Origin of the sequence: Massilia antarctica (genome assembly GCF_015689335.1) — a bacterium.
Classification (GTDB): Bacteria; Pseudomonadota; Gammaproteobacteria; order Burkholderiales; family Burkholderiaceae_D; genus Telluria_A; species Telluria_A antarctica.
This window is the reverse complement of record NZ_CP065053.1, coordinates 6,897,603-6,916,815: the sequence shown is the minus strand read 5'-3', so window position 1 is coordinate 6,916,815 and position 19,213 is coordinate 6,897,603. Positions and strand designations below refer to the sequence as shown.

General features: G+C 64.4%; 19 protein-coding genes. 10 read left to right on the top strand and 9 right to left on the bottom strand.

Going from position 1 to position 19,213, the window contains the following annotated elements:
• Positions 1–73: 73 nt before the first annotated feature.
• Entirely contained in the window at positions 74–967 is an 894-nt protein-coding gene (locus tag IV454_RS30345; RefSeq protein WP_206089322.1) for a LysR substrate-binding domain-containing protein, read from the bottom strand.
• 101 nt (positions 968–1,068) lie between these two features.
• Between IV454_RS30345 and IV454_RS30340 the strand changes: the two genes are divergently transcribed.
• Complete coding sequence (locus IV454_RS30340) at positions 1,069–2,064, top strand: SMP-30/gluconolactonase/LRE family protein (RefSeq protein WP_206089321.1); 996 nt, start codon at positions 1,069–1,071, stop codon at positions 2,062–2,064.
• Positions 2,065–2,131: 67 nt separating this feature from the next.
• Positions 2,132–3,028: a LysR family transcriptional regulator gene (locus tag IV454_RS30335; protein ID WP_206089320.1), complete on the top strand. Its 897-nt coding sequence runs from the start codon at positions 2,132–2,134 to the stop codon at positions 3,026–3,028.
• A gap of 39 nt (positions 3,029–3,067) precedes the next feature.
• Here the strand turns inward: IV454_RS30335 and IV454_RS30330 are convergent, their stop codons facing one another.
• Positions 3,068–3,859: an oxygen-binding di-iron domain-containing protein gene (locus IV454_RS30330; protein ID WP_206089319.1), complete on the bottom strand. Its 792-nt coding sequence runs from the start codon at positions 3,857–3,859 to the stop codon at positions 3,068–3,070.
• Positions 3,860–3,998: 139 nt separating this feature from the next.
• On the opposite strand from IV454_RS30330, the gene IV454_RS30325 reads away from it, so the two are divergent.
• Together IV454_RS30325 and IV454_RS30320 are read left to right on the top strand one after the other, a co-directional pair.
• On the top strand, positions 3,999–4,310 hold the full coding sequence (locus tag IV454_RS30325) for a thioredoxin family protein (RefSeq protein WP_206089318.1): 312 nt from the start codon (positions 3,999–4,001) through the stop codon (positions 4,308–4,310).
• Positions 4,311–4,489: 179 nt separating this feature from the next.
• Entirely contained in the window at positions 4,490–4,837 is a 348-nt protein-coding gene (locus IV454_RS30320; protein WP_206089317.1) for a hypothetical protein, read from the top strand.
• A gap of 87 nt (positions 4,838–4,924) precedes the next feature.
• On the opposite strand, the gene IV454_RS30315 is transcribed toward IV454_RS30320, so the two are convergent.
• Positions 4,925–5,296: a YXWGXW repeat-containing protein gene (locus IV454_RS30315; RefSeq protein WP_370663129.1), complete on the bottom strand. Its 372-nt coding sequence runs from the start codon at positions 5,294–5,296 to the stop codon at positions 4,925–4,927.
• Positions 5,297–5,453: 157 nt separating this feature from the next.
• Between IV454_RS30315 and IV454_RS30310 the strand changes: the two genes are divergently transcribed.
• The 3 genes from IV454_RS30310 to IV454_RS30300 all read left to right on the top strand — a co-directional run bounded on the left by IV454_RS30310 (position 5,454) and on the right by IV454_RS30300 (position 8,884).
• The gene (locus IV454_RS30310; RefSeq protein WP_206089316.1) at positions 5,454–6,005 is read left to right on the top strand and encodes a hypothetical protein; all 552 of its coding nucleotides are present in this window, start codon (positions 5,454–5,456) and stop codon (positions 6,003–6,005) included.
• The gene (locus tag IV454_RS30305; protein WP_206089315.1) at positions 6,002–7,453 is read left to right on the top strand and encodes a flavin-containing monooxygenase; all 1,452 of its coding nucleotides are present in this window, start codon (positions 6,002–6,004) and stop codon (positions 7,451–7,453) included. The genes IV454_RS30310 and IV454_RS30305 overlap by 4 nt, the downstream gene beginning before the upstream one ends.
• 351 nt (positions 7,454–7,804) lie before the next feature.
• Entirely contained in the window at positions 7,805–8,884 is a 1,080-nt protein-coding gene (locus IV454_RS30300; protein WP_206089314.1) for a hypothetical protein, read from the top strand.
• Here the strand turns inward: IV454_RS30300 and IV454_RS30295 are convergent.
• Together IV454_RS30295 and ompR are read right to left on the bottom strand one after the other, a co-directional pair.
• Complete coding sequence (locus IV454_RS30295; RefSeq protein WP_229521924.1) at positions 8,881–10,254, bottom strand: sensor histidine kinase family protein; 1,374 nt, start codon at positions 10,252–10,254, stop codon at positions 8,881–8,883. The two genes, IV454_RS30300 and IV454_RS30295, sit on opposite strands and share 4 nt — an antisense overlap.
• Positions 10,254–10,955 carry an osmolarity response regulator transcription factor OmpR gene (gene ompR / locus IV454_RS30290; protein WP_229423363.1) on the bottom strand — a complete coding sequence of 234 codons (702 nt, stop codon included), beginning with the start codon at positions 10,953–10,955 and terminating at the stop codon, positions 10,254–10,256. Before ompR ends, IV454_RS30295 begins: the two co-directional genes overlap by 1 nt.
• Positions 10,956–11,222: 267 nt before the next feature.
• Here ompR and IV454_RS30285 point away from each other — a divergent pair, with 267 nt between their 5' ends.
• Positions 11,223–11,618, top strand: coding sequence for a hypothetical protein (locus tag IV454_RS30285; protein WP_229521923.1), 396 nt, complete (start codon positions 11,223–11,225; stop codon positions 11,616–11,618).
• Between the two features lie 196 nt (positions 11,619–11,814).
• A complete protein-coding gene (locus tag IV454_RS30280) occupies positions 11,815–13,707 on the top strand; it encodes a flagellar assembly protein A (RefSeq protein WP_206089313.1) in 1,893 nt (630 codons plus the stop codon).
• Positions 13,708–13,909: 202 nt separating this feature from the next.
• On the opposite strand, the gene arfB is transcribed toward IV454_RS30280, so the two are convergent.
• Positions 13,910–14,308, bottom strand: a complete 399-nt coding sequence (arfB, locus tag IV454_RS30275; protein ID WP_054263576.1) for an alternative ribosome rescue aminoacyl-tRNA hydrolase ArfB — start codon at positions 14,306–14,308, stop codon at positions 13,910–13,912.
• Entirely contained in the window at positions 14,305–15,354 is a 1,050-nt protein-coding gene (locus IV454_RS30270) for an HDOD domain-containing protein (protein ID WP_229521922.1), read from the bottom strand. The genes arfB and IV454_RS30270 overlap by 4 nt, the downstream gene beginning before the upstream one ends.
• Positions 15,355–15,554: 200 nt before the next feature.
• On the opposite strand from IV454_RS30270, the gene IV454_RS30265 reads away from it, so the two are divergent.
• The gene (locus IV454_RS30265) at positions 15,555–16,043 is read left to right on the top strand and encodes a chemotaxis protein CheW (protein ID WP_370663764.1); all 489 of its coding nucleotides are present in this window, start codon (positions 15,555–15,557) and stop codon (positions 16,041–16,043) included.
• Positions 16,044–16,291: 248 nt separating this feature from the next.
• On the opposite strand, the gene IV454_RS30260 is transcribed toward IV454_RS30265, so the two are convergent.
• Together IV454_RS30260 and prmB are read right to left on the bottom strand one after the other, a co-directional pair.
• A complete protein-coding gene (locus IV454_RS30260) occupies positions 16,292–18,289 on the bottom strand; it encodes an ATP-binding cassette domain-containing protein (protein WP_054263573.1) in 1,998 nt (665 codons plus the stop codon).
• Between the two features lie 26 nt (positions 18,290–18,315).
• The gene (gene prmB, locus IV454_RS30255; RefSeq protein WP_206089311.1) at positions 18,316–19,206 is read right to left on the bottom strand and encodes a 50S ribosomal protein L3 N(5)-glutamine methyltransferase; all 891 of its coding nucleotides are present in this window, start codon (positions 19,204–19,206) and stop codon (positions 18,316–18,318) included.
• Positions 19,207–19,213 lie beyond the last annotated feature (7 nt).

Sequence of the window (19,213 nt, the reverse complement as noted above, 5' to 3'; positions counted from 1 at the left end):
GTGACTGGGAGTCATGAATGAAGGCGCTGACGGCCTCGTCCAATCCATCTGTGTGCAGGCGGGGGAGGGATGGTCAGGCGCTGTAGCGCAGATGCTCGATCAGGGCGCGCAATGCCGCGGGCAAATGTTTGCGGCTTGGATAATACAAACAAAATCCCGCCCCCTCGGGTGTCCAGCCGGCCAGGATCCGGCGCAGCCGGCCCTGTTCGATATGCGGCGCCACATAGTCGAGCGCCGAATAGGCCAGGCCCAGCCCGTCGATCGCCGCGCGCACGATCAGTTCCTGATCGTCCATGATCAACCCGCCACCGACGTGAACCACCGACTTTTGCGCGCCGCGCTCGAATTCCCATCCATACAATGTCCCGGAGCTGAGCAGCCGGAGCTGGATGCAGGCGTGCGCGGCCAGGTCCGCAGGCGCTACCGGTGCCGGGTGCGCTTCCAGATACGCGGGCGCGGCCACCACGGCCATCGCCACCGGCGCGCTGACCGGTACCGCCACCATGTTTGGCTGTAAGGCTTCGCCCAGCCGGATGCCGGCATCGAAACCGTTGGCCGCCAGGTCCTGGAAACCGTCGGCCACGCTGATTTCCAGCTCGATGCGCGGATAGGCGCGCGCGAACGCGGGTAGGGCCCGGGCCAGCACGGTGGCCGCCGCCATGCGCGGCGCGGTGATGCGCAGGCGGCCGGACGGCGTGTCGCGCACCTCGTTCAACTCTTCCAGCGCCCCGGCGATATCGTCGAGCGCCGGCTTGGCGCGCGCCAGCAAACGCTTGCCGGCGTCGGTCGGCGCCACGGCGCGTGTGGTCCGGCGCAGCAGGCGCACGCCGAGGTCGCGCTCCAGCTTGGTCATCGCATGGCTCAGGGCGGAAGGCGTGACGGCACGTTCGGCCGCCGCCGCGCGAAAGCTGCCGCAGCGCACGATATCGGCAAAGGCGGACAAGGCGTCCAGATGGATCGTGGTCATTGCTGAATGATATTCAGTTATCCGATGAGCGCAAAGCCCTTTTTCATGAATGCCCGGGCTGTCATGCTTCTTTTCATCGACTGATTACAAGGAAAACAGCAATGCATTCATTCCCCCACATGAGCTTGCGCGCATGCCGTACAGCGTGCGCATTCGGCCTGGGCATCCACCTCTTCCTGGCGGCCGGCGCGTCCGCGCAGCAGTTGCCGCCTGGCTTTTTTCCTGAAAGCCTGGCCATTGCCGCGGACGGAACCTTGTTCACCGGCAGCGCTACCGAGTCCAGCATCGTCCGGGTCCGCCCGGGCGCCAAGCTTGCCGAGCCCTTCGTCGCGGCGGGGGAGGGCGGCTTGATGTCGGTGCAGGGCTTGCTGGCCGACGATGCGGCCGGCCGCCTGTACGCCTGCAGCGCCGACCTTGGCGTTGCCCGAACGCCCAAGACGCCATCCGCCTTGCTCGCGTTCGACCTGTCCAAGGGCACCTTGCTGGGGCGCTGGCCCTTGCCTGGCGATGGCTTCTGCAACGACCTGGCGCGCGCTCCCGATGGCCGCCTGTATATCAGCGATAGCGCCCAGCCGCGCATCCTGCGCTTCGATCCCGCAAGGTCCACCTTGATTTCGTGGATCACGCATCCGCTGCTGGGCGGCGCCCGCTTCAACGGCAACGGCGTGGCGCTCGACGGCGGCCAGCTGTACCTGTCGACGTTTTCGGATGGCCGCCTGCTGCGCGTTCCCCTGCATGCCGATGGCGGGGCCGGCACGCCGGTGGTGGTGTCGCTGCCGCGTCCGCTGGCGGGAGGCGATGCGCTGCGTACCTTGTCGCCCGGTATCCTGCTCGCGTTCGAGAACGATATCGATGGCGGCAATGGACGGGTGACCATGGTCGACCTGCGCAGTCCCCGGCCCTCATTGACCACCTTTGCCGAGGGTCTGGCCGAGCCGGTCAGCGGCGTCGTGCGCGGTGGGCACCTGATCGTCGTCGAATCGCAATTCGGCGTCTTGTTCGGCAAGCGGCGCGGGCAGGCGAGCGGGCCGTTTGCGCTGCGCAGCATTGCCTTGCCGACGATCCCGGCCGCCGCCGGATCCGCCATGACTCCCTGACAGGCCGGGCCGCCGCTCTCCCGTACAATGCCTGTCTGACATGGGTGCCAACAAGGGAGAGCGAGCAATGATCGACGTCGAAGCGCTGAGTGCGTTTGCCGCAGTCATCGATACCGGTTCGTTTTCCGCCGCCGCCGAGCGGCTCGGGCAAACGCCGTCCGGCATCAGCCGCGCCATTGCCCGTCTGGAATCCCAGCTGGGCATGGCCTTGATGCACCGCACCACGCGGCGCCAGGACCTGACCGAGGAGGGCGACTGGCTGCTCGGCCGCGCGCGCACCATCCTGGCCGAGCTGGAAGAGACCGAGGCGCAAGTGTCCGCACGCCGTTCCCAGCCGTCCGGGCTGGTGCGGGTCAACGCCGCCACGCCAGCGCTCGACCATCTGGTCGCGCCGCTGGTGCCGGATTTCCTGGATGCCTATCCCCTGATCCGGCTTGAACTGGCCAGCGGCGAAACCCTGGTCGACCTGATCGAGGAACGGGCCGACGTGGCCATCCGCATCGGCCAGCTGGCCGACTCCAGCCTCCACGCGCGGCGGCTCGGCAGCAGCGCCCTGCGCATGCTGGCCGCGCCAGCGTATCTGGCCCGGCACGGCATGCCGGCCACGGTGCGGGAACTGGGCGCGCACCGGCTGCTGGGATTTACGGCTCCGGCCTCGCTCAATACCTGGCCGCTGGCAGGCGCGGGCGGGGAGGGCGTGAGTGTGACGCCGGCCGTGACCGCATCGAGCGGCGAAACCTTGCGCCATCTGGTGCTGGCTGGTACGGGCATCGCTTGCTTGGCGGATTTTCTGACCAGCGCCGATGTCGCGGCGGGCCGGCTGGTGCCCGTGCTCGTACCGTTGACCCTGCCGTGGTCGCAGCCGGTGTGGGCGGTGTTCTACAAGCAGGGCGCGCTGGCGCCGCGGGTGGCGGCGCTGGTGGATTTTCTGGCAGACCGGCTGGGCGCGGTGCTGAACCGCTGAAGCGGGCCGCCGCCTGTGTGAAATAGTCTTTCGCGCCGATCAGAGGGTGATGCTGATGCTGCGCGGCGCCTGATACATTTCCTGGGTCATCAGGTCGACGCCGCAGGGCAGGGTCTCGATCCAGTCGAGGAAGCGCGCGATCATGGCGCGGCCCTTGAACGGCGCGCCGTGCTGCGGCACCAGCCATTCCGGATCGAGCTTGCGCACCATCTCGACCCAGTAACGGCAAACCTTGTTCGACACCATGTAGCGCGCGTGAAAGCCGCGCATATAGGGCAGGTGCTTGTCGAAATCCTGCACCGGGTCCATGCCCAGGCCCGCCGGCAGCATCGAGGCGCCCATGTCGCCCGAGAACAGGATGCGGCTGACCGGATCGTAAAACTGGAAATTGCCTTCCGCGTGAAGGAAGTGGGCGGGCAGTATCTGGAATTCGGTATCGCCCAGCGGCAACAGGGTGCCTTGGTCCGGAATGGCGATGATGCGGCCTTCCGTTTTGCCTTGCGCGCAAAAATGCGGCACGAAGCGCGACCAGATGGACGAGATCAGCAGTTTGGTATCCGAGCCGGCCAGCCAGCGCGGCAAGGAGGCGATGATGTCGGGATCGGCATGGGAAGCGAATACGTAGCGCAACTCCTTGGGCGGAAAGTATTTGCTCATTTCCATGTACAGCTCGTTGTAGGTCAGTACGCCGCCCGGATCGAGCAGGATCCCGGTGCCGTCCTGAACGATCAGGAATTGGTTCGACTGCACCGAAGCGCCCTCGCCTTCATCGACCAGGTCGGAGAACATCAGGCAGATGTGCTTGCCGTTATTGAACAGTTCGATCGCCATGATAACCCTACTTATGAAAGGGTTTATTGTAGCCTTTCAATTGGTTATTGGCAATGTTTCCGATTCAAATCATTCGAGCCGGGCAGCCAGGCACGCGGTTTTGCGGTAGGCTTATGCGAATGACATCAGGAGCAAGCGCATGAGCACACCGTATTGCCCGGCCCAGCCGGATCGCAGCGACATCGACGCCACCTCGGGCATGGTGGTGCTGGACTTCGGCACCGACTGGTGCGGCCATTGCCGCGCGGCGGCGCCGCTGATCGAACAGGCGCTGGCCGCCTATCCCGACGCGCGCCATATCAAGGTGGAAGATGGCAGCGGGCGCAAGCTCGGGCGTTCCTTCAAGGTCAAGCTGTGGCCGACCGTGGTGGTGATGAAAGATGGCCGGGAGGTGGCGCGCGTGGTGCGCCCGGCCGATGCCGATGAAGTGCGCAAGGCGCTGGCGGCGTAGACCTTCGTCCCTTCCTCATTTTCCGCGCGCCAGCAGTGGCACGCTTGGGCACGCTTGGGCAAGCTGGCGCGGACCGGTTTTGTAGCTGGCTGGCATTCGCGTAATGTTGTTTTATGTGTTACGGTTGAGGGAAGGGCCGTGCCACAAAATGCATCACCCCGCGCTCACGATGGGACATCATGATCTTTGCCGCCGACACCGAAGAATGTTCGCTGCTCGTCTTCCCCGACGCGCTGACAGCGTCCGCCTATTGCAATCCGGTCGACGTCGAGGCGGCCCTGTGGCGTTTCTGGGACGATGAAGGCGCACCGCTGATGCCGGCCTTCACCGTGCCCAACGAGCGCCACCTGTTCACCACCACCACAGGCGTGTACAGCCTGGTGCCGGTGAAGGAAGGGCAGTATGAATTTTTATGGGATGCATTGCGGCATATCCGCCAGGTCATCGGGGAAATGCCATTTACCGACGTGCGCGCGGTGCGCGACTACCTCGTCACGCAGTGCGGCGGCCAGCTGTCGCCGTGCTGAACGTGGCGCCTGCGCCCCGCGCGGACGGGGCCAGGCGCGAGGCGACCGGCCGCGGCTTGAAGCGCGGCCTTGCGCCCGCAGAATCAATTACTGGCGATTCGGATTGTTCGGCCGTGCATCTTCGCGGTTCGGGACGCCGTCGCCGTCATTGTCGCGCTGCCCGCGCACCCAGTTACCGCGCTGCATTTCCCAGCGGCCATCACGCTCCTGCCAGGCCGGCGCGGTGTAATGGTAGCCCTTGCGGTCGCGGATCCACGAGCCGCGTACCCACACATGATGGTTGTTGCGCCAATCCCAGTGTCCCGGTGCCCATACATAACCGCGCCGCGGTGGCGGCGTGCGTTCGGAGCGCGGTTCCGGCGGCGCCTCGCGCACGATGATCACCGCCGAGCTGGCGGGAATGGCGGCGCTGCCGAGCGAGCCGGCGATCAGTGCGGCAATTAAGAGTTTCTTCATCATCTTCGTCTCCTGGTTATGAACAGTGTTCTAATCTTATACCCCTTGCATAAACGCATGTATGTGCGGATTCACGCATAAGATTGCGGCGGCAAAACGTTGACTTTTGCGTAGCGCGCGCCTATCGTCATCGCCACCATCACCACACGAGAGCAAGCCCATGATCCTGCGCACCACTGCCATCGTCCTGGCCAGCGCGCTGGCGCTGCCCTGCCGCGCGGGCGACACCCCGGACGCGCGCGACGCCTTTTTCGCCAACCTCGGCAAGTTGTGCGGCGCCGTCTACGAAGGCACGTCGGTCGCGCCCGACGATGGCGGCGAGGCCTTCGCCGGCAAGAAGCTGCTTGCCACCGTGAGCGCGTGCAATGCCAGCGACATCCGGATTCCCTTCACCGTCGGCGAGGATACGTCGCGCACCTGGATCGTCACGCGCACGCCGTCGGGCCTCACCTTGCAGCACGACCACCGCCACGCCGACGGCACGCCCGACGCGCAAACGATGTATGGCGGCGCGGCCGGCAGCGACGGCAGCGCGATTGCGCAATCGTTCCATGCGGACGCCTACACGGCCCGTTTGATTCCCGCCGCCGCCGGCAATGTCTGGACCCTGAGCGTCTCGCCCGACGGCCTGAAACTGAGCTACGCGCTCGAGCGTGACGGCAAGCTGCGCTTCAGGGCCGAACTGGTGCAGACGCGCGTGCCGAACCGATGACCGTTCCCGAGCTCGATGCCGTCATCATCGGCAGCGGCTTCGGTGGCCTGTGTGCCGCCGTGCGGCTCAAGCAGGCCGGCATCGACAATTTCGTGATCCTCGAAAAAGACGCGCAGTTCGGCGGCACCTGGCAAGTCAATACCTATCCCGGCTGCGCGGTCGACATCCCCAGCCATATGTACTCGTTTTCGTTCGCGCCCAACCCGAACTGGACGCGCCGCCTGGCCAGCCAGGCCGAACTTCTCGACTACACGCGCGCCATCGTGCGCGACTTTGGCCTGGCGCCCCACCTGCGCCTGGGCACCGCCTACGAAGGCGCGCAGTTCGAGGAAGAGGGCGGCTACTGGCGCTTGCGCACCAGCGCCGGGCCGCTGACGGCCAAGTGCGTGGTCTCGGCCCTGGGCGCGATGAACCGCGCGGCGCTGCCCGCCTTGCCCGGCATGGAGACCTTCGGCGGGCCGTCGTTTCATTCGAGCCGCTGGAACCACGACGTCGACCTGCGCGGCAAGCGCGTGGCGGTGATCGGCAATGGCGCCAGCGCGATCCAGTTCGTGCCGCAGATCGCGCCCATCGTGGCGCAGCTCGATGTGTACCAGCGCACCGCGCAGTGGATCGTGCCGCGCCACGACCGCGCCATCGGCCCGCGCGAACGCTCGCTGCTGGCCAGGCTCGCGCCACTGCGGCTGCTGTACCGCGCCTTCAACTACACGATCTACGAAGCGAACGCGCCGCTGTACCTGTACCTGCCGCGCCTGTTCCGCCTGGCGCATGCGGTCGGCCTGCGCCACCTGCATCGCCAGGTGGCCGACCCGCTCCTGCGGCGCCAGCTCACGCCCGACTACACCATGGGCTGCAAGCGGGTACTGGTGATGAGCGACTACTACCCGGCGCTCACGCGCGCCAACGTCAGCCTGGTCACCAGCGCGGTGGCCGAGGTGCGCGCCAACAGCATCGTCGGCGCCGACGGCGTCGAGCGCGCGGTCGATGTGCTGATCTACGCGACCGGTTTTCATGTCGGCCATGCGCTCGGTTCGATCGAGGTGCGCGGGCGCGGCGGCAAGCGCCTGTTCGAGCACGACCAGGATTGCTACAAGGGTTGCGCCGTGGCCGGTTTTCCCAACTACTTCACGGTCACCGGACCGAATAGCGGGCTGGGGCACAATTCGATGATCTACATGATCGAGTCGAGCGTGAACTACGTGGTCGAAGCCATCAAGGCGATCCGCGCGCAGGGCCTGCACTCGGTCGACGTGAAGGCCGACGTGCAGCGCGACTTTGTCGCGACGGTGCACAAGAAGCTGCGCGGCACCGTGTGGAGCAGCGGCTGCAAAAGCTGGTATCTCGACGGGCGCGGGCGCAATTACGCGGTCTGGCCGGGTTTTACCTTCACCTACCGCTGGGCCACGCGCCGTTTCGACATCGAAAACTACGACGTCGTACGAGCCTGAGCTCGCCGGTTTTGCGGAGCTGCGCGCAATTAATTGGGTAAATGTCGCGTTAGTGCGACGTTGCAGCCCGACTGATGACGCAGGCTCAAAATTAATTAAATCGCAATCTTATTCCCGGTAGACTCCAGATCGGGCCAGCGTTTGTTTATCGAAACAAAGCCTGGTCCTCTTTCCGATATGCGGGCCGTCGATCGGATGGCGGCCACGGCATTGCGGCAGTGATGTCCATCGTTCATGGCGGTGATACGCGAATGACCGGATCGATTTCTCATGCTGGCCTTGTCCATTATTCATGCAGGAGTTTGTTAACTGTCATCCCCATTCATGCAGCCACCACCTCTGGAGTAAAACATGTTCATTAAAGTTATTAAATTCCTCTCTCCGCGCTCCGCCACATGGTTATGCTTGATAGTGCTGGCCGGGGCACTGCTGCTGTTTTTCTCCACGGCGCCGGCGCGCGCGGCCGATATCGACAAGGGATCGACTCTCAGCGGTGGCAATTCCATTAAAACAGGGGAGTATCTCAGCTCGCCGAGCGGGGAGTTTTTCCTGACCACGCAGAGCGATGGGAATTTTTGCGTGTATCACGAGTTCGATGGCGCCTATGTCTGGTGCACGCGCTCGAGCGCGGCACCGTCGGGGAGCTACGCCACCTATATGCAGACCGACGGCAATCTGTGTACCTACCGAACCGACGGATATGTCGCCTGGTGCCTGTCGAACCAAGCCCGCAATGACGGGCCGTTCTACCTGGTTTTGCAAAATGACGCCAACGTCTGCATTTATAAAGGCATAGCCGGCCAGTCGAATAACGGCACGGTATGGTGTTCGATGGCGACCGCGCACGCGCGCGTCCACGCTCCGGTCTTGCGGTATGGTCAGATTTACCATGCGCAGAACGGCTACAATAATTGGAGCGGAGGTTATCTCGATGTGCGCGGCGCCAATTGCGAAGGCAATGCCTTATGCGTTTCCACGGCGCAGTCGGATAATCGCGATCAGGGCAGCGGTAATTGGATGATCGTTTCCGCCGGGACGAAAATTGCGGGTTCCCAAGTCAAGCCGGGCGATCAGGTGTATGTAAAAAGCCAATATCCCCTGGCGAACGACGACATGCCGCCGTATCGGCTCTTCGGCGGCTATCTCGACGCGCGCGGCGTTGGCTGCCAGGGTAATATGTTTTGCATATCGGCGTCCCTGACGAAAAACACCGGCATTAATTCCAGCATCTGGACCGTGGAAGCGCCGCGCCATAATGTCTATTCAGCTCAGGGTATTCGCCTGCTGAATAATTTTGCTCCGTATGGCGTCTCTTCTTATCTGGATGTGCGCGCCGCCGGATGTAACGGGAATGTATTTTGCGTATCGGGCAGCACGACCCGTGACCGCGATGGTGGCAGCGGTACCTGGCGTTTTATAGAAAGTAACTAGCCCGCCAGCGGCATCACCAGCACGATGCGCAAGCCACCGCCGTCGCGGTTGCTGACCTGGAGTTCGGCGTTGTGGCGCGAGACCACCCGTTCCACGATCGCCAGTCCCAGTCCGGCACCGTTGGCCTGGCCGCGCGCGCTGTCCATGCGCGTGAAGGGCTTGAGCAGCAGTTCGATATGGTCGTCCGGCACGCCCTGGCCGTGGTCCTGCACTTCGATCACCACGCGCTTGCCCAGGCCGTGCGGCTTGATGCGGCAAGAGATATCGAGTTCGGTAAAGTCGCCGCCCTCGGTCTTGCCGTAGCGGCGAGCGTTTTCCACCAGGTTGTTGAAGACGCGCCGCAGGTCGGTCGCGTTGCCCATCACGTGCACGCCTTCTTCGATGTGGGTCGTCACGTGGATGTCGAGCATGCGCTCGGCCTCGCGCGCCGTGTCCTGCAGCAGCTCGCTGATATCGACCGGGACGAAGGTGGCCGCCTCGGTCGGCTTGGCGTAGTCGAGGAACTGGCCGATGATGGCGTCCATCTGGCCGATATCGGACTGCATGCCTTCGCGCGCTTCGTTACTGAGCTTGGCCATTTCCAGTTCGAGCTGCATGCGCGCCAGCGGCGTGCGCAGGTCGTGCGAGATGCCTGCCAAAATCACGGCGCGGTCCGATTCGACCTGCTGCAAGTCTTCCACCATCTGGTTGAAGCTGCGATTGGCCTCGATGATCTCCTTCGACCCTTTTTCGGGCAGGCGGTCCGGCTTCTTGCCCTGGGCGATGGCGCGCGCGGCCGCGGTCAGGCGCGCCAGCGGCAGGTTGACCAGGCTCGAAATGAGCGCCGCGCCGACCACCGACACAGCGCCCACCACCGTGGCCCAGCCGAGCCACTGCACGCCGGTCAAGCCTTCGAGGCGTTCGCGTTCGAGCATCAGCCAGTAACTGTCGTCGTCGATTTTAAAGCTGATCCAGAAGCCGGCGGTGCCGTTCACGCGGCTGGAAAAGCGCGTGTCGGCGCCCAGCTTGGATTTGATGATCGCTTCGATTTCCGGCATCAGGGCGCTGTCGGGCGGCGGATCGACCGTGTCCGAACTTTCCAGGGTGAAGATGCGGATGCCTTCGTTGCTGACCAGTTCAAACAGCAGCTCGCGCCGCAGCTCGGGCGCCGAGTGGGTCAGGGCGGCCTTGGTGATGGTCACCACCGAGATCACCAGGTCGGCCGTCTGCTCGACCTGCGGCCCGCGCTGCACGGCGCTGATCATGCCGATCCACGAGGCCATGGACACCGTGGTCAGGATGCTGAGCAAGAGGAAGGTGCGCCAGAACAGGCCGCTCCTGAGCCAGTTCAGGCGCGTCCCATGGGGCGTGGTCGAATCGCGCGAAAACACTAGCGTGGCTGGCCTTCAGGAATGAACACATAGCCCAGGCCCCACACGGTCTGGATGTACAGCGGCGACGAGGGATCGGGTTCGATCAGTTTGCGCAGGCGCGAAATCTGCACGTCCAGGCTGCGGTCGAACACTTCGTATTCGCGCCCGCGCGCCAGTTCCATGAGTTTTTCGCGCGAGAGCGGCTGGCGCGCATGGCGAGCGAACACCTTGAGCACCGAGAATTCGCCGGTGGTCAGGGGCACCGTTTCGCCATTTTTCTTGAGCGTGCGTGTGCCCAGATCGAGCACGAACTGGCCGAATTCGAACGACTGCGGGGTTTCGGACGGCGCGCCGGGGATTTCGTCCGGGCCCTTGCGGCGCAAGACGGCGCCGATACGCGCCACCAGTTCGCGCGGGTTGAAGGGTTTGGGAAGATAATCGTCGGCGCCCATTTCGAGGCCGACGATGCGGTCCACGTCTTCGCCTTTGGCGGTGAGCATGATGATCGGGGTCTGGTCGCCGGCGCCGCGCAGGCGGCGGCAGATCGACAGGCCGTCTTCGCCTGGCAGCATCAGGTCCAGCACCAGCAGGTCGTAGCGCTCGCGCAGCCACAGCTTGTTCATGGCCGGCGCGCTCTCGGCGGTGACCACCGAAAAGCCTTGTTCGGTGAGGTAGCGGCGCAGCAGATCGCGCAGGCGCACGTCGTCGTCGACTACCATAATTTTGGCGGCATGGCCATTGGCGTTGGCCTGCGTTGTATTGTTGCCTGAGATCGGGGTCGAGGGTGTGTTCATTTGGCTGTCAGATTTGTCAGATTCATGTCGCTATGGTAACGTCATATCGCCCGATAAAACACCCTGCGCGTAGGTCATTACATACTGTTACAAACTTTACCCAATTCGACTTATGCCTTGGTGCAAATGGTCATACACTGGGTTCAAGCAGGTCAAGCTTATATGTTTACCAGGCACCGCGGAAGAGGAATCATGATGAATAACGCGCACATTCAAACCAAGGCAGTCGCAAGCGCTCAAGGTTGCGGGCGTGCGTTCGTCCGTCGCGTGGCCGTATGCTGTCTGCTCGCTTGCGCCAGTTTGTCGGTGGCCCAGGCCAACCCCGGCGACAAGGAACGCGAAGCCCAGCGCATCGTCGATGCCCAGCGTGCCCAGCAACAGCAGCGCCAGGACACCCAGCGCCAGCTCGATACCCGCGCCGAGGATCAGCGCCGCCAGCTTCAGGCCCAGCAAGAGCAGAATGCCCAGAACACTGCCGACCTTGCCCGCCGCGGCGGGCGCATGATGACGCCCGACGAGCGGCGCGACCTGCGGCGCCAGATCAACGAAGCCGGCGTCGATATCTACAAGAACGCGCCGCGCCGCTAACCCCCTCCCGGGCGCGCCACGGCGCCCGTTCCCGCCCGTACCATCCCCGCTGTCCGCCTCCCCGCCCAAACGTTACATTTGTTGAATATTCCGCATCCAAATGTTTCTTTGGCCGACACAACCTGTTACGCTAGAAAAAACTTACCAATAGCGAAATATACTTGCCAGGTATATAAGCCCGTAATGGAGCGCCGTCGTGTCGAATGAATTATCTGGCGTCAGTGCGCCGCGTCCGCCTACGGTGGCGGAGACTGCGCCTCTTGAGCTGGACCAGTGCATCATCAAGCGCCCGGACGGCGTGTACGGCGACCCGAGCGTGCTTGGCACGACCTTCAGCGCCGCCATTGACCGCATCTTCGCCACCAGCTACCTGGTCGAGCTCGACTATCCGCTGCTGATCAAGGCCATTTACGGGGCCGGGCCGCCCTTGCCGCGCTCGCCGGACGGGCACGCGATCCTCCGCATCGCTGCCGATATCAAGCCTTTCAGTGCGCTGCGCCGGCCGCTCTACAAGGCGGTCAAGATCAACCGCGGCAAGGCCGAATACTTTTTCGAACCGGTGTACGTGCCCAACCCCGACGATCCGGATGGACCGGAAATCGTCGCCCGGCTCGATGTGGACGAATTCATCGCCGACATGTGGGGCAAGGGCATCCGCTTCGGGATCGACGTCGAGGCGGTGCGCGCGGCCATCGATGCTGGCAAATCCGAGCGCGTGGTGGTGGCCAGCCTGCTCGAACCGCGCGCCGGGCGCGACGCTCATGTGATCGAAGTGACCAGCGACCTGCATCGCAGCGACGCGCCGCTGCAACTGGCCAACGGCAAGCTCGATCTGATGGCGTTCCAGAACCGCTTTCCGCAAGTCGACAAGGGCGTGCGGCTGCTCAAGAAGGTGCCGCGCGTGCCCGGCACGGCCGGTTTCGAGCTGTCCGGGCTGCGCATCGATCCGCCCATTCCCGAGGATACCGAAGTGGCGCCCATGGCCGGCCCGGGCACCGTGGTCGAGGTGTCGGGCGAGGGCGAATTCCTGATCGCCCAGCAGGCCGGTTTTTTGAACGTGGACAGCGCGACCGGGCGCATTTCGGTGGGCGACAAGATCGTCAGCCGCGATGGCGTGAGCGCGCGCACCACGGGTAACCTCAAGCTGACCGGCGACTTCGAGGAATTCGGCGAAGTGCAGGAAAAACGCGTGGTCGAAGGCGAGGGCATCATCATCCACGCCGACGTCTTCGGCAGCATCATCTCGCGCGGCGGGGAGGTCCTGCTGAACCGCAACCTGGTCGGCGGCAGCGCGCACAATGCGCGCGGCGATATCCGCGTCAAGGGCGTCGCTTCCGGCTCGGTGATCCAGGCCAGCCTGGGCGACGTGGTCGTCAACCGCGCCGAGAGCTGCATCGTGTCGGGCACGCGCGTGTCGATCACGCATGCGGTGAACTGCGAGATCATGGCCGACGAAGTCGTGATCGGCCATGCCGAGGGCTGCGCCATCGCGGCGCGCACGGTGTCGATCGACAGCGCCGGGCCGCGCCGCCAGAGCGAGATGAGCATCTTCGCGCTGCAGCCCGATACCGCGCGCCTGGACGAGGTGATCGCGGCGATGTCGGCGCGGGTCGCGCAGTTCGGCGAGCTGGCGGCGCAGCGCAAGGCCGAGATGGAAGCGATGACCAACGAGCCGGAGGTGCGCAAGTACGTCATGCTCGCTTCCAAGGTGCGCAAGAAGGAACTCATTCTCACCGAGGAGCAGGTGCCGATGTTCCAGAAGATGGCGCTGGGCGTGGGGCCGGCGTTGAAGGCGATCGCCAAGGTGTCGCTGGACGTGAAGGCGGCCGAGACCGAGCAGCAGGCCGGCGCCGCGCTGGTGGAGGACCTGGTGCGGCAGCGCAGCGACAGCAGCGGCGTCAGTTCGGTGGCGGTCAAGCAGATCGAGGGCGAAACCGTGGTGCGGTCGATGACCTACAACCCGGACGGCAGCAGCATCTACGACCTGCCCGCCAAGGACATCAAGCTCAAGCTGCGCACCAAGCGCGCCGAGGGCGATGTGATTTTAGTCGCGGACGAGGGGGCGGTGAACTGGCAGACCGGGGTATGAATTAGCGCGTTCGTGTGTCCACTACCGTCGCCTTACCGTCGCGCCACCGCCGCGCTACCGTCACGCCACCGTCGCCCCCCCGCGCAGGCGGGGGCCCAAGTCCTCCGCTCAGCCGTCGGCGCCAGAACGAACTTGGGCCCCCGCCGAGTGCCGCCTTGGCGCGGGGGCGACGGAGCGACAATAGCGGGGGCGACGGCGGCGCTTACTCGCTGACCTTCCCCCGCATCGCCTTGGTCTGCCCGCTGCGTGTCTTTGAGTCGAGCCGCTTGCGCTGCGAGCTGCGGGTCGGCCGCGTCGCGCGGCGCACCGTGGGCAGCACGGCCACGCTGTCGACCAGTTCCTGCAGCCGGCGCAGCGCGTCTTCCTTGTTCTGTTCCAGGCTGCGCGACTGCTGCGCCTTGAGCACCACCACGCCCGCCTGGGTGATGCGCTGGTCCGACAAGGCCAGCAGCCGTTCCTTGATCGGATCTGGCAGCGACGACGCGCCCACGTCGAAGCGCAGGTGCACCGCGCACGACACCTTGTTCACATTTTGCCCGCCCGGCCCCTGGGCGCGGATCGCGGAAAACTCCACCTCGCCCGGATCGATGGTCGCGCTCACGGCGCCGGCGCCGCGGGCGCTGCCGCCACGTCGTCATCGATCGCATCGAGCTCGCGGTAGCATGCCATCGCCCGTGGCGAGAGGCCCTTGAACAGCACCGGATCGTCCTTGCCCAGGCGCTCGTTGTCGACCAGGATGCGTACCTTGCTCAGGTAATCGGACTGCGTCAGCAAGCGCCCCAGCGGCGACACCGGCACGCCTTTGCGCATGCCGGCCTGTTCGCCGATGGCGGTGACCACGCGCTCGGGGAAGTTCCATTCGCGCCCGATGCTGCAGGTGAGGATGCGGGCGTCGCGCACCAGGCGCGCGCAAAACATCTCCGAACCGAGTTCCTTCTCGCCGCGGCTCATCTGGTCCATGATGCGCAGGGTGACGATCAGGCCCACGTTCTGCACCAGCCCCGCCAGGAAGGCTTCGAAGGGGTCGATGCCCATGTCCTCGGCCAGCATGCGGTTGGCCACCGCGCAGCGCTCGGACTGGTCCCAGATGCGCGGCGCCAGCAGGCGCGTGTACTGGCCCGAATTGAGGTCGATGATGGGGCGGAAGGCGACGCTGGTAATCAGGTGGCGCAAGCCTTCCTGGCCGATCAGCATGACCGCGTGTTCGACGCTGGTGATGGTGGTGCCGCTGCCCTTGAACGAGGTATTGGCCATGCGGATCACGGCCGCCACCAGCACCACGTCGTTGGAAATGGTGCGCGACAGTTGCGCACCAGAAAAATTATCGCTGCGCAGGCTTTGCAGCAGTTGCGGCAGCAGGCCGGGCAGGCGCCGGACCAGCGCCGCGCCCGACTGCTGCGATGCCAGGATCGCGGTCAGCGCATCGAGCACCTGGTTTTCGTGCGGCGTGGTATCGAGGCCGGTCACGTCGGCGTTGTCAAACAGCCAATTGAAGTAACTGCCGTTGACCCCGTCGCGCTGCTCGAACGACAGCTGGGCTGGGCTGCCCGCCGGCGCTGCGCTGGCAACGGCGGGCGCCGGCTGGCTGGCTGGCACCTGGCCAGGCGCATCCGGCGTCGGCTCGGAAGCCGAAAAAAATCGCTTCACCCATTGATACATTGTGCACCCTTCAAGTTTGCAATTGTCCCCCCGGAATATCGCCGCCCCATTGTAAAGCGTTCCCGTTGCATTGCAAGCGCAGGCGGACCGCCGGAAACCTTGATCGCGCTCAACGAGAGCCTTGCACACGCGCATTACGATGGGGTTTCGCGACCTTGCCGCATCCCCGCAAAGACGAAAGGACCACCATGCACACGATGTCAACGCAGTTTGCCCCCATCGGCAAGATGGAGTTCCTGAGCTTTCAGTTGGGAGGCATGGAATACGGGGTCGACTTTCGGAAGGTGAAGGAATTGCGCACATTCAAGTCGCTCGAACGCTTCGCCTCGGAAGGCACGATCGTCAAGGGGGTAGCGGTGTCGCGCGGCGTGATCATGCCGCTGGTGGACATGCGGGTCGCGTTCAACGCGCGCGCCGCCTCGCCCGACCCGATGACCGACGTGATTATCCTGCAGCTGTCGAGTTGCGTGATGGGGATGGTGGTCGATGGGGTGACCGATGTGGTGCGCCTGTACCCGAACCAGATTTCGCCGATTCCGGGCCTGACCCGCGACAGCGATTGCGACTACCTGATGGGACTGGGCGAAACCGATGGCCGGCGCCTGATTTTGGTAGACATCGACAAGCTGATGTCGATCCGGCGCGAGACCGTCGCCGGCGCGCAAAAAGCCGCGTAAGAACTGCCCCCACGGCGCGCATTTGACGCCGTGTCAGCAAGCACTTTGTTCTCCCGCTAACCTCAAAACCGTCGCCCCCGCGCCAAGGCGGCACTCGGCGGGGGCCCAAGTTCGTAATTCTCCCGCTAACATCAAAACCGTCGCCCCCGCGCCAAGGCGGCACTCGGCGGGGGCCCAAGTTAGCTCCGTAGTTAACGACTGAGCCACGAACTTGGGCCCCCGCCTGCGCGGGGGCGACGAGCTAACAGTTAAGCCGCCAGACCTTCCAGCTGCTCCTGCAATTCCATCCATTCCGCTTCCAGCTGCGCCAGGTCCTTCTTGTAGAACGACTGGTCCGCCAGCAGCGTTTTCAGCTTGGCCTTATTGGCCGCTTCATAGATGCTCGCTTCGCCCAGCTTGCCGTCAACTTCCGCCTTTTGCTCGTTGCGCTTGGCGATCTGCTCTTCCAGGCGCTTGATCTTGCCCTCGATCGGTTTGCGCAGCGCGGCCGTGCGCTGGCGCTGCTCCGCGTCCTGGCGCTTCTGGTCCTTCTTGTCGGCCACCGGCGCGGCCGGCGTGGCCACCGCGGTGGCGACCGGGAATGCGGTCTTGTTGTCCTTGCCCGCCGCCGGCAGCACGGTGGTGCCCTTGCCAAGCTTGGTCTGGAACAGCCAATCCTTGTAGTCGTCCAAATCGCCGTCGAACGGTTGCAGCTTGCCGTCGGCGACGATGATGAACTGGTCGGTGGTGGCGCGCAGCAGATGGCGATCGTGCGATACCACCACCAAGGTGCCCTCGAACTGCGCCAGCGCCATGGTCAGCGCCTCGCGCGTTTCCAGATCCAGGTGATTGGTCGGTTCATCGAGCAGCAGCAGGTTAGGGCGCTGCCAGACGATCAGCGCCAGTGCCAGGCGCGCTTTCTCGCCGCCGGAAAACGGGCGGATCGGGCTGGTGACCATATTGCCCGGGAAGTTGAAGCCGCCCAGGAAGTTGCGCAGCTCCTGCTCGCGCACCGTCGGCGCAATTTTCGCCAGGTGCCACAGAGGCGATTCGTCGTGACGCAGCATCTCAACCTGGTGCTGGGCGAAGTAGCCGATCGACAGGCCCTTGCCGAGCGTGGCGTCGCCGGTCAGCGGCATCAGTTCGCCGGCGATGGTCTTGATCAGGGTCGATTTACCGGCGCCGTTTACACCCAGGAGGCCAATGCGCTGGCCGATCTGCAGGGAGAACTTGATACCCGAGACGATCACCTTGTCGCCGACCTTGTCGCCATGCTCGTCGAGGATGTGGTAGCCGGCGTCCACGTCTTCCATGACCAGCAGCGGATTCGGTGCGGACAGCGGCTCGCGGAATTCGAACGAGAATTCGGCGGCGGCGCGCAAGGGCGCCAGTTCTTCCATTTTCTCCAGGGCCTTCATGCGGCTCTGGGCCTGGCGCGCCTTCGAGGCCTGGGCCTTGAAGCGGTTCACGAACGATTCGAGGTGGGCGCGCTGGCGCTGCTGCTTGGCGAGGGCGCCGGCGGCCAGGATCATCTGGGCCGCGCGCTGGCGCTCGAAACCGGAGTAGTTGCCCGAGTAGCGTTTCAGCCTGCGCTCGTCGATGTGCACGATGACGTTGACGATTTCGTCGAGGAAGTCGCGATCGTGCGAAATGATGATCAGGGTGCCGGCGTAGCGTTTGAGCCAGTCTTCCAGCCAGATGATCGCGTCCAGATCCAGGTGATTGGTCGGTTCATCGAGCAGCAGCAGGTCGGAAGGGCACATCAGGGCCTGCGCCAGGTTCAGGCGCATGCGCCAGCCGCCCGAAAAGCTGGCGATCGGCTGCTGCATCTGCGACAGCGAAAAGCCAAGGCCCAGCAGCAGCTGTTCGCCGCGCGACTGTACCGTGTAGGCGTCGGCGTCGGCCAATGCGCTGTAGATCTCGCCGATGGCGATGCCGTTCTCGGTCGATTCCGGCTCGGACTCCAGGCGCGCCAGTTCCGCTTCCAGTTTGCGCAGATGGACGTCGCCGTCGATGGCGTAATCGAGCGCCGCGCGTTCGAGCGGCGGCGTTTCCTGGGCCACGTAAGCCATGCGCCATTTGGCGGGGAAATCGATCTCGCCCTGGTCCGGGTGCAGTTCGCCGCGCAGCATGCCGAACAGGCTCGATTTGCCGGCGCCATTGGCACCAATCAGGCCGATTTTATCGCCCGGGTTGAGGGTAAGGTCGACGCCTTCCAGCAGCGGCTTGGTGCCGCGCATCAGGCTAACGTTCAGGAAACGGATCATGTTCTACTTTTTGTAATGAGTGGGGATTACTGTGCTTGCAATTGTTCTGCGGTAAGCAGGAAAACCATGTCGTCGCCGGCGCTGGTGGTCACCCAGGTCAGGCCGAGGTGGCCGAAGGCCGCTTCCGCGTAATCGCGTTCGTTGCCGATTTCGACCATCAGGATGCCGTTCGGCGTGAGGCGTTCGGCCGCGCCGGCGACGATCTTGCGCACCAGGTCCATGCCGTCGGCGCCGCCGTCGAGCGCAATCTGCGGCTCGCGCAGGTACTCGGGCGGCAAGGATGCCATCGACGCCGAATTGACGTACGGCGGGTTCGAGATAATCAGGTCGTATTTTTTGAACGGGACATTCTGGTACAGGTCCGAGGCGATCGGGTTGACCCGGCCTTCGAGCTTGTACTCGCGGATATTGCGCTCGGCCACGGCCAGCGCATCGGTCGAGATATCGACCGCATCGACCACGCTGTCGGGGAAGGCGTCGGCCATCATGATCGCCAGGCAGCCCGACCCGGTGCACAGTTCGAGGATGTTCTCGACCGCGTACGGATCTTCCACCCAGGGGCTGAACTGGTGCGGGATCAGTTCATGGATGAAGGAGCGCGGCACGATCACGCGTTCATCGACGTAGAAGGCATAGGTGCCCAGCCACGCTTCGTTGGTGATGTAGGCGGCCGGCACGCGCTCGTTGACGCGGCGTTCGATCACGGCCAGCACCTGCAGCACTTCGTCCGGCAGCAGGCGGGCGTCGAGGAAGGGATCGAGCTTGTCGAGCGGGAGCTTGAGCGTATGCAGGATCAGGTAAGCCGCTTCGTCCAGCGCTTCGGCGCTGCCGTGGCCGAAAAACAGCTTGGCGCCGTTGAAACGGGTGATCGCATAGCGCAGCAGGTCGCGCGGGGTGGTAAACAGGGTAGTGTTCATGGCTGTT

What these genes read in the sequence shown, in the direction of transcription:
- IV454_RS30285 (WP_229521923.1), top strand. Translation starts at nt 11,223, where the DNA reads ATGATGAATAACGCGCACATTCAAACCAAGGCAGTCGCAAGCGCTCAA.
- IV454_RS30300 (WP_206089314.1), top strand. Translation starts at nt 7,805, where the DNA reads ATGTTCATTAAAGTTATTAAATTCCTCTCTCCGCGCTCCGCCACATGG.
- IV454_RS30320 (WP_206089317.1), top strand. Translation starts at nt 4,490, where the DNA reads ATGATCTTTGCCGCCGACACCGAAGAATGTTCGCTGCTCGTCTTCCCC.
- ompR (WP_229423363.1), bottom strand. Translation starts at nt 10,955, where the DNA reads ATGGTAGTCGACGACGACGTGCGCCTGCGCGATCTGCTGCGCCGCTAC.
- IV454_RS30260 (WP_054263573.1), bottom strand. Translation starts at nt 18,289, where the DNA reads ATGATCCGTTTCCTGAACGTTAGCCTGATGCGCGGCACCAAGCCGCTG.
- IV454_RS30305 (WP_206089315.1), top strand. Translation starts at nt 6,002, where the DNA reads ATGACCGTTCCCGAGCTCGATGCCGTCATCATCGGCAGCGGCTTCGGT.
- IV454_RS30340 (WP_206089321.1), top strand. Translation starts at nt 1,069, where the DNA reads ATGCATTCATTCCCCCACATGAGCTTGCGCGCATGCCGTACAGCGTGC.
- IV454_RS30335 (WP_206089320.1), top strand. Translation starts at nt 2,132, where the DNA reads ATGATCGACGTCGAAGCGCTGAGTGCGTTTGCCGCAGTCATCGATACC.
- IV454_RS30310 (WP_206089316.1), top strand. Translation starts at nt 5,454, where the DNA reads ATGATCCTGCGCACCACTGCCATCGTCCTGGCCAGCGCGCTGGCGCTG.
- IV454_RS30315 (WP_370663129.1), bottom strand. Translation starts at nt 5,296, where the DNA reads ATGATGAAGAAACTCTTAATTGCCGCACTGATCGCCGGCTCGCTCGGC.
- IV454_RS30325 (WP_206089318.1), top strand. Translation starts at nt 3,999, where the DNA reads ATGAGCACACCGTATTGCCCGGCCCAGCCGGATCGCAGCGACATCGAC.
- prmB (WP_206089311.1), bottom strand. Translation starts at nt 19,206, where the DNA reads ATGAACACTACCCTGTTTACCACCCCGCGCGACCTGCTGCGCTATGCG.
- IV454_RS30345 (WP_206089322.1), bottom strand. Translation starts at nt 967, where the DNA reads ATGACCACGATCCATCTGGACGCCTTGTCCGCCTTTGCCGATATCGTG.
- IV454_RS30265 (WP_370663764.1), top strand. Translation starts at nt 15,555, where the DNA reads ATGCACACGATGTCAACGCAGTTTGCCCCCATCGGCAAGATGGAGTTC.
- IV454_RS30330 (WP_206089319.1), bottom strand. Translation starts at nt 3,859, where the DNA reads ATGGCGATCGAACTGTTCAATAACGGCAAGCACATCTGCCTGATGTTC.